Genomic DNA, 14215 nt, shown 5'->3' on the forward strand with positions numbered 1-14215 from the left:
CCGAGCAGCCGCTTGCTGTACAAATGAGGACATGTCCACCCCACCGCTCCCCGCGCCGCAGCCCGTTTCGCTCCTGCGCAGATTTCATTTCCAGCGAGCGCGTCTCATCTTCCTCGGTGTTCTCGTAGCCATCTTCGCACTCTGCATGGTCTTCATCTGGACCACCCGCGACGCCATGGTTCATCTCCCTTTCCTGTCCGTGCAAGGGCAGCGCATCTCAACCTCCAACGTTCGCAAATCCGTAGTCGATATCGGTCCCTGGGAAACCGCCGAAGCCCTCGCGCCCCTCGCTGTTACCTCTGAAGAAAGCACCTACGCCAACGAAGCGCAACGCCTCGCCGATCATGAAGTAGATCAGGCCTTCACCTTCGCTCTTCGCCAGCCGCCTTCAATCCAGTCCTCGACCCAGTCATCGCCCCAACCCTCGGCCCAGGGCAAACCGAGCAGCGAAGCCCAGGATCTCGCCCAAAAGGTCGCCCAGCTCAACCAGCAGATCAAAGACGATCAGGCGCAAATCAAGCTCCTCACGCCCAACGGAGTTCAGCCCGCCCCCAACAGCACCGAGGCCGACAATCTCGACATCCTGAAAGCGCAGCTAAGCCTCGATGGCGACGTCCTCAACGACGCTCAGGATCAGCTTGCCCGCGCCACCGGCGACCAGCGCCCGCAAATCCAACAGGAGCTGACCGCGCACGAAGCCGCAATGGCCAAGCTCGATGCCAAGGCCAAAAGAGGCGAAGTCGCCGTCATCTCCCTGCAACGCTACTCCACACTCGCCGGCCGCATCGAGGCGTGGCTCGCTCAAAACTCCCGCTATCAGCTCATCCAGCAGGCCAAAGATGAGGCGTGGGCCGATACCGCATCCCTCGAAGCCGATTACAACCGCCTCGAAGCCCAGGCTGGCAAATCCTCGCGGGACAATGCGCAAGCCAATGCCGCGCAGGACCACGCCACACGCCTCGCCGCCCTCAAGCAGCAAGGCCAGCTACAACAGCTCATCGGCATCTGCAACGACCGCATCCACACGCAAAAACAACTCGCGAACCTCTACGACAAGTGGGCTATTCAGGTCCAGCTACAGCACCGCATCGTCCTCCATCTCATCCTGCAATCCATCGCAATGATTGCCTTCATCCTCATCTGCGTCACGCTCTTCACCAGCATCATCCACCGCTGGATGGAGCGTCCCGGCCTCGATCCGCGCCGCACGCAGACCCTCCGCACCATCTTCCAGCTCAGCGTGCAGATCCTCGGCATCGTGATGATCATGTTCGTTGTCTTCGGCGTGCCCAAACAGGTTTCCACCGTCATCGGCCTGGCCACCGCCGGCCTCACCGTTGCCCTGCAGGACTTCATCATCGCCTTCCTCGGCTGGTTCGTTCTCATGGGCAAAAACGGCATCCGCCTCGGCGACTCAGTAGAGATCAACGGAGTCACCGGCGAAGTCATCGAACTCGGCCTCTTCCGCACCGCAATCCTCGAAACCGGCAACTCCACCGAAGAAGGTCACCCCACCGGCCGCCGCGTCGCCATCCTGAATAAGTTCGCCGTCAATGGTCAGTACTTCAACTTCTCCACCGCCAGCCAGTGGATGTGGGATGAAATTTCCGTCAACGTCCCCGAATCCGAAAACAGCTACACCATAATTGAGCAGATTCACAAAGCCATTCTCAAAGAAACGGATCAGGACGCCCACAAAGCCGAGCAGGAATGGAAACGCTCTTCACGCTTGAACGGCCTAACCCAGTTCGGAGGCAGCGCCCAGGTCAATCTCCGCCCAGCGTCTCCCGGAATCAACGTGCTTGTCCGCTACGTAACCCGGGCTGCGGATCGCTTCGACCGTCGCAACCTCCTCTATCAAACCGTGATCGATGTCCTCCACAAACAGGCAGGAATCGTCCCGGCAAAATAGCAGCAAATCAAACTTGAACGTAATAATCCGTAATAATCCACAACAATCTCTGATTCAACACAACTCGGATGGCTGTCGTGTTCCCATGACCCTTCCACCTTTGATATACTTCGATAGTTGTCCTAAAGCGGAAGTGGCGAAATTGGCAGACGCACAAGCTTGAGGTGCTTGCGCCGCAAGGTGTGGGGGTTCAAGTCCCCCCTTCCGCACCAAAATTCTCCCGTCCTGAGCGCGGCCGCAAGGCAAGTCAGTCGACGAGATTCAGGAAAGCAGTCAACACATGCAATTTTTGCTGTATGCAACTATCGTTCTTCACGTGATCGTATGCCTCTTCCTCATCGGCGTCGTTCTGCTTCAGCAAGGTAAGAGCGCAGACCTCGCCGGCACCTTCGGCGGACAAGGTTCACAAACCGCCTTCGGTCCTCGTGCAGCAGCTAACTTGCTCACCAAGATGACCAGCTGGGCCGCCGCGCTCTTCATGATCACCTCGATTTCGTTGACCATCCTTTATCTCCGCTCTAACGGTTCCAGCTCCTCAGTGTTTTCCGGAATGAAGGGCACAGCCCCAGTCTCTGCCCCAGCCAAGCCCGGCAAATAATTCGGATCAGATTTCAGCAGCAAACGAGGCGGACCTATTAGGTCCGCCTCAATCTTTTTCCCCCACAAAATCCCCTCGACTAAACTAAACCTATGACCGTCGCCCCAATCATCGAAACCTTCCCCGTAGGCCCACTCCAATGCAACTGCACCATCCTGGGCGACCCTGCAACCGGCGAAGCCATCGTCATCGATCCCGGCGACGACATCACCCGCATCCATCGCCGCCTGACCGGCCAGAACCTCAAGCTCAAACAAATCTTGATCACCCACGCCCACATCGACCACATCGGCGGAGCACTCAAGCTCAAACGCCTCACCGGAGCACCCATCCTCCTCAATGAAAACGACATCCCTCTCTTGCAGATGATGGAAGTTCAGGCCGGTTGGATAGGCATCGACACCCCGGAAACCGAGTCCCCCGACGCCAGCCTCAAGGACGGCCTCAAAGTCGGCTTGGACGCCTATCCAGCCCAGGTCATTCACACCCCCGGCCACACCCAGGGCAGCGTCTGCCTGCACTTCGCTCCACTCAATTTGCTCGTCGCAGGCGATACCCTGTTCGCCCGCAGCATAGGCCGCACCGACCTGCCCGGCGGCAACGGTCGTCAGATCATCGACTCTATCAAAACTCGCCTGCTGGTTTTGCCAGAAGAGACCAAAGTCCTCCCAGGCCACGGCCCTGCCACCACCATAGGCCAGGAAAAGAACCGCAACCCATTCCTCATATAAACAGAAAACAGGCCAACCGGCGACCATGGAACATCTCTGCTTCAGAGACGCTGCTTCAGAAACATCGAATTGCCTCTGAAGCAGTACCCTCAAAAATCAGCCTGAACATCCTCAATCTGAATCTCGCAATATCTACTTCCTGCCCAGGTTCCCACCCAGATTCCCGCCCGAGTTCTCAGGTCTGGATGCCCCAGCCGGCACCAGCGACTCCAACTTCTCCGTAGCCGCCTTGATCACCGCACTCTCATTCCCCAACACCTTACCCACCGAAACAGTAGCCCCCTCGGCAACAGCCCACTTGCGCTGCTCAATCGCCTCACGAACCGCCGGCAGCGTCTTCACGCCATACCCCGTATAGGCCCCGGGAGCATAAATCTGGTGCTTGAACCAGGAGCGCCCCGGCAGCCCAGCCGGATCGAAGAACGCCCGCTCCGTCTGTATCAACAACTGGTTCACGGCATCGATCCCAGCTCCATCCAGCGCTGCCCCTCCATTCGCCTCAGCAGCCTTCACGGCCTCTTCGTACTCCCGCGCCGTGGACGTCAAGACCGTCGCGCCATTCTCCAGCGGCGCAAAATTCAGAAATGGCGGCATCTCTTCTTTCTTGGGAGCAGCAAGCGGATTTTTCGGATCGTTCGTCGCCTCAAAGACTCCCTCGGCGATCTCCCTGTTCTTTTCCGCAATCTCATCCTGCTCGCTCTTCAGCAGGCTCTTCACTTCATCCACATACGTACCAATGGTTTCCGCAGTATTGTTAAAGTTATACGGAATCAATTGCGCATCTGCCATTCGCATCACGGCACTTCCCGCCGTCTGAGCCAGCGCTCGCCCATATACAAAATCTGTATCGGCGAAATGCGTATACCAGTAAAAATCGTCATAAATCGAGTGATACTGGCTCCCGCGATCTTCGCCACCAAATCCTAAATCCAGCGCCGGAACCCCTGCAAAATCCAAAAAGGATGTGTAGTCCGAACCATCCCCGAGCGCCCCAATCCGCAAATCCGGCCTGCTCCGAGCCTCAGCGCGATCGCTTCCCTTAGCGCGCGAAATCTCCAGCTTCCGCGTCCGCTCCACAATCGAAATCTTCTTCTCCGGATCGATCACATCAGCCGCCACTCCATTGATAAAGTGCTCCAGCCCATGCGAACCCTCCATGAAGAAATAGCCCCTGCCCGTCGAGTCGCTATTCAAATACATCACTGCTTTCTGCTTCAGCTCGTCAATGTGCGTCTCCACCCATTCGGTCGACCCCAACAGCCCCGGCTCTTCACCATCCCACGCGCAATACACAATCGTCCGCCGTGGCCTCCACCCCTGCTTCACCAATTCACCGAGTGACCGCGCCTCCTCCAACTCCGCCGACATGCCAGAAATCGGATCGTCCGCGCCATTCACCCATGCATCGTGATGGTTCCCGCGAATCACCCATTCATCCGGTTCCACGCTTCCCGGAATCTTCGCAATCACGTCATACAGCGGCTTGATATCCCAGTTCGAAAACATCTTCAGATGCACCCGCGCCACACTCGGCGCCGACGCCGCATCCAGCCCTTGCCCCAGGTGATACGTCAGCGGCAAACCGCCACGCCACGCAGCCGGAGCCACTTTGCCCGTAATCGCCTGCAGCAGCGGAGTAGCATCCGCATATGAGATCGGCAGCACCGGAATCTTCGTAATGATCGGCGTATCCTTCCGATCAAGCCGCTTCGCATCCTTCGTCGCACCCACACCCGGCGTCAGCGGATCACCCGGAAAAGCCGTATCGTTCACACCGCCTCGCTGCACACCATCCTTGGGCCGCCCCGCGCCCGCAGGATACGAATCCGCAACCCCATATCCATCGTTTGCCGGGTCCGAATAAATGATGCACCCTACCGCTCCATGCTCCGCCGCGACCTTCGGCTTGATGCCTCGCCACGCACCGCCATAGCGTGCAATAACCACCGCGCCCTTGACCGAAATCCCCAGCCGGTCCAGCTCTTCATAATCCTCGCGCGCCCCGTAGTTCACATACACCAGCGGCCCCGTCACATCTCCGTCGCCTGAATACGCGTTGTACGTCGGCAACTGCTCATCCGTCTGCCCCGATGTCGGATCCTCCTTCACCGCTGGCTCCTTCAAGCTCGCAGTGAATTTCGTAGGCGCAACCAACTCCAGCAATCGCTCCTTCGGAGTAGGAAACAGCACATAAAAATTCTCGATCTGCGCATCCCATCCCCACTCCTTGAACCTCGCCAGCATCCACTCCGCATTCGCCTTGTCATACGCAGAACCAACATGATGAGGACGCGCCGACAACTGCCGCATATTCTCCCTGATCGCATCCGGAACCGGCAGCGCACGAAACTTCTCCTCCCACTGCTTCTCGCTATCCGAAGCAGTCTTCGAATACCCATCAAGCTGCGCAGCAACCTTCCCCTTGAACTCTTTCTGGGCAAATGCTGTGGGCGGAGGAACAATCAATGTAGGCAACAAAAACGCAGCGGCAAAAATCCGAATACGGGTCATCAAAACTCCAAAGTGAGAAGAGTTGCTTGCAGCAGAAAATAGAGTGGGCTTTTCAGCTATCCGCAAGTATAGCCTCAACCGGGCAGTGGGCCAGTTTGCATCCAGTATCGAACGTCAAGAACAACATTCTGCCCTCGCTTTTCTGGCTGTCATTCCCGAAGGGAATCTGCTGTTGGCCCTTGCCCCTTGCCTTTGCTTCTGCTCTTGCCCTTCTGGCTGTCATTCCCGAAGGGAATCTGCTTCTCCAACCCCAAATCGACCACCACCCTCACTAGCCCGGCAGTTCAACCGCGTCCATCCCGCAATGCGCGAAACACAGCACCGCAGTACCTCGTCTGCAATTGGTTCATCACTGGTCAGCATGGTATACAACAAGTATTCAGAGGGAGCAAAAGCCTGCTAGGACGCCATAAAGCCAGAACACGAGAGTGGAGCAAATTAATCGGTATTACCGGCGGCGCCCAGCTCATTGTCCAAGCAATTGGATTTATCAGTGGCATCCTCATCATTCGCCGCCTGACCACTGCTGAATACGCCTACTACACCATCGCCACAGCCATGCTCAGTACCATGACCGCGCTCGCAGATGGCGGCATTGGCGCGGGCGTTATCTCCCAGGGCGGTAAAGTCTGGCAGGATAAAGTACAGCTCGGCAAAGTCATCGTCACCGGACTGTCGCTCCGCCGGAAGTTCGCCATCATGAGTACCCTTGCTGCACCGGTACTCGTCTACTTCCTTCGGATTCACGGTGCCAGTTGGGCAGCAGCCTTGTTCGTACTCGCCTGTCTGGTTCCCACCTTCCTCGCGTCCCTGTCCGACAGTCTTCTCGAAATCGCACCCAAGCTCCGCCAGGACATTCCACCGCTTCAAAAAAACCAGATTGTTGCCGCTGCCGGACGAGCCGTCCTCACTGTTCTCGCAATATTCACAGTGCCTCTCGCAGCCACCGCCGTGCTCGCTACCGGCATCTCCCGCACCTACGCCAACATTCGCCTTCGCACCATTTCGCGTAACTATGCGGACATGACCCAGAAGCCTGACCCGGAGGTGCAAAAAAATATCCTCACCGTCGTCTACCGCATCCTCCCGGCATCGCTCTACTACTGCATCTCCGGGCAAGTCACCATCTGGGCAATCTCCATCTTCGGCACCACCGCGGCCGTCGGGCAACTCGGTGGACTCACCGGCCTCTCCCAGGCCATGACTGTCCTCACCGTCCTTTGCACCACACTTCTCGTCCCTCGATTCGCGCGCCTTCCCGAAATTAGATCCGTTCTCGTCAAACGCTTCATCATCGCCCAGATCGGCCTGTTCGCTCTGAGCGGAGTAGTCATCCTGGGCGCGATGTTCTTCGGACCCCAGATTCTCTGGCTTCTCGGCAAATCCTTCGGCGGCCTCACAAAAGAGCTCACCATCGCCTTCGCCGCCGCATGCGCCACCCTTATCAGCGCCACAACCAGCCAGCTACTCTCAGCCCGTGGCATCGTCGTTCCGCCGTATGTATTCATTCCCTATGCCGTTGCAGTTCAGGTCGGACTAGCCTTCCTCATGCCCCTGCAGCAGGTCTCCGGAGCCCTGCTCTACGGACTCTGCAGCTCAATGGCTATTTACGCGTTGCGACTCGGTTACTTCGCATTTAACATGAAGTAATATGGGCATTTTTGCGAAGTTCAAGCAATATTACGATGAAGCCTACTGTTTAAATCACTTCCCCTCAAGCCGTGAGTTATTTGCGGCAAAGCGCGTCTACTTCTATTACGGGTTTCTCGGAGATCGCAACTTCGGCGATGAGTTGGTCTTCGATGCAGCCCGTCATCTCTTTAGTCCCGATCTTGTCGTTCCCGTACGTCGCAGAATGCCGCTGCACGTCGCACTCTTTACCCGTCTCAACAAAAAACGATTCGCCGGCATCATCGTTGGCGGTGGCACTCTCGTTGGCCCCAGCCTCTACAACAAAGACTTTTTTCAGGAACTGATCGATCTCGGAAATCCCATCTTCATGCACGGTACCGGCATCCAGAAAATGCCGGTCTGGAATCAAGGCTGGAAGCTGTTCCTCAAGCGAAAAATCTTCGGTGGCGTTCGCGGTCCCATGTCCGTACAAAATATGTCGGGCTTTAAGGACGATATAAAAATCGTAGGTGACGCAGCCTTCGCTCTCTTCAACCCCGCTTCCACCGGAATCAAAGATCCCGAGAGCAAAACCGTTCTAATCAATCTCGGCGCACATGACGACTTTGAAAAAATCGGCGAGGCCAGAAAAGCCTTTGAAGCATTCGTCGCACAAATGATTCAGCTCGGCGCAAACGTAGAATTCTTTCCCTGCCACGACATCGACATCGAACTGGGGCTTCAGCTCAAGCAGCGCTATCCCTCCATTACCATGCTCAAGGTTCCTAAAAACTTCGAAGAGGCCAAGGCCCACTTCCAGCGCGCCACCTTCGCAGTCGGAGAGCGCCTGCACTTCGTGGTGATGTCCGTTCTCTCCGGCTGTCCATTCCTCTCCATCAACTACGCAAAAAAGCATGAAGACATGTTGCTGAGCGTAGGCCTCTCATCTTCAGGACTAGCTCCCAAAGATTTGACCCTCGAAAAAATTCGCACCGCATTCGATCAACGCGACAAAATCGACTGGGCCTCAGCCAACCAAAAACTCAGCCATCTCCAATCCCTGCAAAAGCAACAAATGGCCGAATTCCAATCCGCCAAATCCTAAGACATCAACTTCAGACCTCAACCTCAACAACTCCCCAGCAATCCCATCCTTGACGCACCCTTTGCAACAAGGATGGGATAACAACTCTCTGCCACATCCCCAAGCAACCACGACGCACTCTCGAACAAACCTAGCACTGCCACACTCTGGGACTACACCCCTTGCCGTTGCCGTTGTAGTTGTAGTGGCTTTTGCAGTTGTAGTTGTCGCTGCCGTTCTGTCTTGTCATTCCCGAAGGGAATCTGCTGTTAGCCGTGCCTTTGCTGTTATCCCTTGTCTTTGCCGCTGCCGTTCTGGCTGTCATTCCCGAAGGGAATCTGCTTCTCTACCCAAACCGACCCACTACCCGAAAAACATAGCCACCGTCCCGCGCAAATCATCCCATCTAGTTAAGAAAAAACATAAGTCCGATAAGTAACAGTGAATCTTCGCAACAAAAACTGTCTCAAAAAATACATTTAAGCCTTTATTAATCCATCAAATAGCTTATTTTATGGATCCTTTACATTCACTTTCCATCCAAAATCAGTTACCTTATGGAGTCCCTAAAGTACTGTAAAAAAATTAATATTCCGCTGGCGAAATTCTCTGGTAAACCAAGCAAACTTACGACAAGCCATCCAGCCTGCCCCATACCAAAAAAATAACCAGGATGCGCCCACACACCTAGGCTAAGCAGTTCTCCCACCGTCTTCTCGTCCGGCTGAACTGCGGGAATCCGCAAAATGGCATACCAGCCGCCCTCAACCTCCAATCTGTTCACGAGAATCTGCCCTTCTGCCTGCCGCGCAAGTTGCCGATCCAACTCGGCAAGATTGCCTGACACCCGCTCTCGAATCTGGTCCTGCATCGCGGCCCGGCCAAGCAGCCAATCTGGCAAAGCCCTCTGTACCGGCGCATTCATTGAGAGATAGGTATCCGCCAGCACCTCCAGCCTCTCCATCGCCTCATCGGCACCCGGACCAGTCGCCACCAGCCATGCAGCCTTCATCTGCGGCAAACCGACAATCTTGCTTATCCCGCTCACTACAAAAACCAGAATTCCAAGTTCCCTTCCCAGAAAACTTGTCCTCGACTCCCCATTGGAAACCGGGTCGCCAAAACCGTAATCCAGGAACACCTCATCGACAATCAACGCCAGCCCGAACTCCCTGCAGACCTCCGCCAGCCGAATAGCCTCATCCACCTTCGTAAAATGCCCCGTCGGATTGTTCGGATGAACAAGCACAACCGCTCGCGTTCGAGCCGTAACCGCCCGTCGCAATCCCTCTATATCCAACTGCCAGCCATGGTCATATACCAGCGGAGCCGCAGCCAAAGTAACAACCTCAGCATCGGCAAGGTAATCAAACAAAGGGTAACTTGGGTTCGGGACCAGAATCTGATCTTCAGGATCGCAAAGCAATTTAAATAAGTAACCGTAAGCCTCACTGGTACTGGTAGTCAGCAAAACCCGTCGCGAATCTAGTCCGGTAACGCCATGCTCCGCATAATACTGACAAACAGCCTCCCTGGCTCGCACGCTCCCCTTTGGGTTGGGGTCATAGTCGAGTGCTGCTGCGTCGGCCAGAGGCGTTAACAGATCTGCAGGGTAGACAAAGCCGCATCTGGTTGGATTGGAAGCAGTTAGGTCAGAAATCGGTTGGCCCGCAGCTAGTCTCTCGCGGTGAGCCTCGGCAAGTTCGCTCTCCTGGGTATTCCAATCCGTTCGCTTTGAAAACTTCATATCTTTCTCATTCCAAAATAGTTATTGTTCATTGCCCCGTCTTGCCGCAAATCCAGAGTGCAAAATAGAGGTGGCATCCGTTTCACAATACACGGAAGCGCGAGAGGAGAGCACGTTGGCTCTGCGAGCAGTTGTTTTTGATTATGGAATGGTCCTCAGCAATCCACCTTATCTACCTGCAAGAGAACAACTTAAACTGATAAGCGGCCTCACCGAAGATCAACTCGAACAACACTACTGGACCGACCGCCACGCCTACGATCGCGGCGATTTGACCGGCCTCCAATTCTGGCAAAACCTGGTCACAGCGGCCGAATTGACGCTCACTGCGGAGCAGATCGATGATCTCAATCGGCATGACGCCACGATGTGGACGACGATCAACCCCGAGATGCTTGAGTGGCGTAACGAGCTGATTCAAAGCGGCTTAAAGACGGCAGTTCTATCGAATATGGGCGATTCCGTGCTGGAAAGCATTGAACAGAAGTTCGCGTGGATCAATGATTTTGATGTCCTGGTTTGGAGTTATCAGATTCGGATGGCCAAGCCTCAGCCGGAGATTTATGAGTATCTGCTTCAAAAGCTGGGGACTTTGCCGGAAGAGACGCTTTTTCTGGATGACAAGCTGGAAAATATCGAGGCAGCTCATCGGCTGGGAATGCTTGGAATCCAATTTTCTACGTTGGATCGGTTGCGGGAGGATTTGATTTCTGCCGGTTTGGATGCCTTTTTGCCTTTGCCTTAGGAATGTTCCACGTGGAACATTCCTAGAAGCGGTTAAGTGCTCTGGATTGTTCCACGTGGAGCATTTTGAGGGGCGTAATTTTATGCAAATTATTTTTCCTCTTCACGGTACGGAAGTCATCTTTGGCTGCAATTTAGATTGCGCATGACTTCCTGTACGGCTCCTCCCAGATCCGCCTCTTATTTCTTCCTGACTCCCATTTCATTGATGTCGACAGGCTGCATGGGAAAAGTCGCTAATCTTTGCGCTTGCCAGTTGGTTTTGTAGCGGTATGATTCTCTTTCCAATCGAGCGAGGAAAGCGATGTCGACTACCGACGAGATTCTCAGTGGGCTGGTGAACGCGTGGCTTAAGGGCCGGTTTCTACTCCGGGTCGCGATGTTGTTTGGAGTATTGTGCGTGATTGCCGGGGCGGTCATTACGCAGATGGCGGACAAAAGCTCCCACCATACTTTCCTGTTTTTGAGCCCGTTTCTATCGCAGGTGCTTGCCTTCTCGGCTATCGGGATTGGGGCTGCTATCCTCGCCGCTATTTTCGGCCTTCATCGGTCGGTCGAAGAGGCAAAAGGCAACTTGAAGATCGAGGTCGCGGAGGAAAGACTTCGTGCGAATCCAGAGGAGCCGCAACTGGCCTGGGATGTAGCCCGCGAGAAGCTGGAGCGCTATCTCAATCGGAATCTCTCCCAGGTCAGATCGATATTCCTGCTTACGGTGTTTGTGATGCTGGTGGGATTTGCTCTGATTGCGATTGGCGCTTACCAGGCATTTCACGATCAGGCCCATTTTTCTGCATCGGTGTTGAGTGCTGTTTCCGGAGTTGTCGTCAGTTTCATCGGCGGGACGTTTCTTGTTCTGTATAAGGCGACGATGGAGCAGGCCAGCAACTATGTCACGATTCTGGAGCGCATCAATGCTGTCGGCATGAGTGTGCAGATTTTGAAGTCGCTCGAAGAAGATCCAGAGTTGAGGCGGCAGTCCACGGCTGAGGTGGCGAAGCAACTGCTGCGCATGTACTCCGGGGATTTTTCGAATGTTGGGCGTTCGCAAAAATCCAAGGCTGCTCGTGTTGGTTAATGGATCGATTCGCTTTTGTCTGCGGGGCAGCCCTGTTCTCTGGGTTGAGGGGCTGAGGCTTGGGCCGGTAGAAGCAGATTCCCCTCGGGAATGACAGACAGAAAAACAAGGGCAACTGCCGTTACAACTGCAACGGCAAGAACAACTGCAAGGGCAAGTGCAACGGTACACCCTTGTTGGTGAACTCTGCATCGGAGTTGGGAGGAGGAATACCATGATGACTTCCAACGAGCCACTGATTGAAGAACCGGATTACAACGAGCCTGTGGGCTATCAGGATACAGATGATGAGTCGGATACTTCGGATGAAGAGGACATTCTGGATGATGTCGACGAGACCGATGACGAGGACGAATTGCCGCTGGATGAGGATGTTGAGCGGCATGCTTAGTTGCGGTGTTTAAGGATGTTGTGTTTTCTGTTGGTTGGAGAAAGTCAAGTGCAACTGCAAGGGCCGCTGCAAGGGCAAGTGCAGAAGCAGATTCCCTTCGGGAATGACAGCCAGAAAGACAAGAGCAACTACAACTACAAATGCAAAGGCAAAGGCAACTGCTGCTGCAACTGCTTTTGGTGGTTTAGAAAGGGCGGGCTAGTGGGGCTTTTTCTATGGCGGGGATTTGGAGGCGGAATGTGGTGCCTTTGCCTGGGGTGCTTTGTACATCGATTGAGCCGCCGTGGGCTGCGAGGATGGCGCGGGTGATGGCTAGTCCCATGCCGGAGCCTTTGGCAGCGCTTATTCCGCGTTGTCCGCGATAGAACTTTTCGAAGATTAGTGGCAGGTCGTAAGCGTCGATGCCGGGACCTTCGTCTTCGACGAGGAACTCGACTTTGTCCGCTACACGGCGGCTTCGCAGGGTGATGCGTGTACCGGCTGGAGTATAGCGAGCGGCGTTTTCTAAAAGATGGCGCAGGACGCGGCCGATGAGTCGAGGATCGAACCAGACGGGCTTGTCCGGCCCTTCCACTGCGATGGCAACATAGTGAGCAGCGAGTTGGGTACGGGATGCCTCTGCGGCTTGTTCAAGCGTGGTGCGGGTGTGGAGGGGCACGAGTTCAACGCGGATGCTGTTGGAGTCAATCTCTGCCATCTCGATGGCGTCCCCGATGAGCGTGTCGAGACGGAAGCTCTCTTCATCAATGATGGTGGCGAGTTCGGTACGAACCTCGGGGGTGAGGTTTTCGGCAGCTACTCCATCTTCGTCCAGCAGAGTAGTGGCGGCGGCACGGATGGCGGTGAGCGGGGTACGCAGTTCGTGGGTGAGAGAGTCGATGAGTGCGTTGCGGAGACGCTCGGAGGAGCGGACTGCTTCGAGGCGAGTCGAAGCCTCGACTGCGGTTGCGCGGGTGAGCGCGATGGCCACCTGAGCGGCGACGGAGGTAGAGACTTCATGAGAGAGCGTGGAGGGTTTCAAGGCTAGAGCTCCGACGCTTTTCATACCGAAGACCAGGTTGATGGGCACGTAGTCGTTGGGTAGCTCGGGAGGAACTTCCCAGGAGCCTGGAAGCCGGCGGAGGACAAGGCGCATATCCGCAGGAGTATTGGGAAGAGATGAGTAGAGCTGATCCTGCTCTGCATGGCCTGCCGGCTCGGACAGGCCGGGAGCGCGGACGTAGAGGAGAACGGCGTCGAGAGAGAAGATGCGTTCGATGAGAAGTGGAATGTCGCGGACGAGGCCCTGAGCGTCGTCGTGGAGCATCATCTCCTGACTGAGAGTGTAGAGTTGCTCGACATCCGCGCGGCGTTGCTCGGCCTGCTGGGTTTGACGGCGGGCGCGCTCGGCAACACGGCTGACGACGATGCAGGAGGCGAAGTATGCAATCATTGCCAGCCAGTCCTGAAGGCCTGAGATCGTAAAAGATTTATAGGGAAAGAGGAAGTAGTAATCGAAGAGGATAGCAGAGATAAGCGCGACAAAAAGAGAAAGCCTGGGGCCGACCTGGGTGGCGATCCAGACAACCAGCGTGAGATAGAGGATGCCGCAGGTGGTGCTATTCGCCCGGAAAAAGTTCAGGAGGAGCGTCAGCAACAGCGGTACGGCAGCGTAGCCCAGCCATATCAGAATTAGACGAATTTTTGGTGTGATGCGTATGGATTGCATATTGGTTATATATCTTCAGTGCTCGATAGTGATGATAGTCCTTCAGAGCCGGATAGGGTAACTGATAAGGAAACCGTAAACGTCATGTGGTGCGTGGAATGCT

The 14215-nt window shown here is 55.3% G+C and carries 11 protein-coding genes and 1 tRNA gene; 9 read left to right on the top strand and 3 right to left on the bottom strand.

What is annotated here, in order from left to right; genetic code table 11:
• The first annotated feature begins 31 nt into the window (after positions 1 to 31).
• The 4 genes from OHL19_RS20675 (at position 32) to OHL19_RS20690 (ending at position 3241) form a co-directional block, all read left to right on the top strand.
• Positions 32 to 1912: a mechanosensitive ion channel family protein gene (locus OHL19_RS20675; RefSeq protein ID WP_263359735.1), complete on the top strand. Its 1881-nt coding sequence runs from the start codon at positions 32 to 34 to the stop codon at positions 1910 to 1912.
• Positions 1913 to 2039: 127 nt separating this feature from the next.
• Positions 2040 to 2124, top strand: a tRNA-Leu gene (locus OHL19_RS20680).
• 68 nt (positions 2125 to 2192) lie between these two features.
• Positions 2193 to 2510 carry a preprotein translocase subunit SecG gene (gene secG, locus OHL19_RS20685; RefSeq protein WP_263359736.1) on the top strand — a complete coding sequence of 106 codons (318 nt, stop codon included), beginning with the start codon at positions 2193 to 2195 and terminating at the stop codon, positions 2508 to 2510.
• 92 nt (positions 2511 to 2602) lie between these two features.
• Positions 2603 to 3241 carry an MBL fold metallo-hydrolase gene (locus OHL19_RS20690; protein WP_263359737.1) on the top strand — a complete coding sequence of 213 codons (639 nt, stop codon included), beginning with the start codon at positions 2603 to 2605 and terminating at the stop codon, positions 3239 to 3241.
• A 132-nt stretch (positions 3242 to 3373) separates the two neighbouring features.
• Here OHL19_RS20690 and OHL19_RS20695 read toward each other — a convergent pair whose 3' ends face one another.
• The gene (locus OHL19_RS20695) at positions 3374 to 5752 is read right to left on the bottom strand and encodes a M28 family metallopeptidase (RefSeq protein ID WP_263359738.1); all 2379 of its coding nucleotides are present in this window, start codon (positions 5750 to 5752) and stop codon (positions 3374 to 3376) included.
• Between the two features lie 186 nt (positions 5753 to 5938).
• Here OHL19_RS20695 and OHL19_RS20700 point away from each other — a divergent pair, with 186 nt between their 5' ends.
• Positions 5939 to 7402, top strand: a complete 1464-nt coding sequence (locus OHL19_RS20700; protein ID WP_263359739.1) for a lipopolysaccharide biosynthesis protein — start codon at positions 5939 to 5941, stop codon at positions 7400 to 7402.
• Position 7403: 1 nt separating this feature from the next.
• Positions 7404 to 8468, top strand: coding sequence for a polysaccharide pyruvyl transferase family protein (locus OHL19_RS20705; protein WP_263359740.1), 1065 nt, complete (start codon positions 7404 to 7406; stop codon positions 8466 to 8468).
• Positions 8469 to 8997: 529 nt separating this feature from the next.
• Here OHL19_RS20705 and OHL19_RS20710 read toward each other — a convergent pair.
• Positions 8998 to 10194 carry a pyridoxal phosphate-dependent aminotransferase gene (locus tag OHL19_RS20710; protein ID WP_263359741.1) on the bottom strand — a complete coding sequence of 399 codons (1197 nt, stop codon included), beginning with the start codon at positions 10192 to 10194 and terminating at the stop codon, positions 8998 to 9000.
• 115 nt (positions 10195 to 10309) lie between these two features.
• Between OHL19_RS20710 and OHL19_RS20715 the strand changes: the two genes are divergently transcribed.
• The 3 genes from OHL19_RS20715 to OHL19_RS20725 all read left to right on the top strand — a co-directional run bounded on the left by OHL19_RS20715 (position 10310) and on the right by OHL19_RS20725 (position 12404).
• Entirely contained in the window at positions 10310 to 10939 is a 630-nt protein-coding gene (locus OHL19_RS20715; protein WP_263359742.1) for an HAD family hydrolase, read from the top strand.
• 303 nt (positions 10940 to 11242) lie between these two features.
• On the top strand, positions 11243 to 12013 hold the full coding sequence (locus tag OHL19_RS20720; RefSeq protein WP_263359743.1) for a TRADD-N-associated membrane domain-containing protein: 771 nt from the start codon (positions 11243 to 11245) through the stop codon (positions 12011 to 12013).
• Positions 12014 to 12227: 214 nt separating this feature from the next.
• Positions 12228 to 12404, top strand: a complete 177-nt coding sequence (locus OHL19_RS20725; protein ID WP_263359744.1) for a hypothetical protein — start codon at positions 12228 to 12230, stop codon at positions 12402 to 12404.
• A gap of 184 nt (positions 12405 to 12588) precedes the next feature.
• On the opposite strand, the gene OHL19_RS20730 is transcribed toward OHL19_RS20725, so the two are convergent.
• Positions 12589 to 14112, bottom strand: coding sequence for a sensor histidine kinase (locus OHL19_RS20730; RefSeq protein ID WP_263359745.1), 1524 nt, complete (start codon positions 14110 to 14112; stop codon positions 12589 to 12591).
• Positions 14113 to 14215 lie beyond the last annotated feature (103 nt).

Source organism: Acidicapsa ligni, assembly GCF_025685655.1.
GTDB classification, from domain to species: Bacteria; Acidobacteriota; Terriglobia; order Terriglobales; family Acidobacteriaceae; genus Acidicapsa; species Acidicapsa ligni.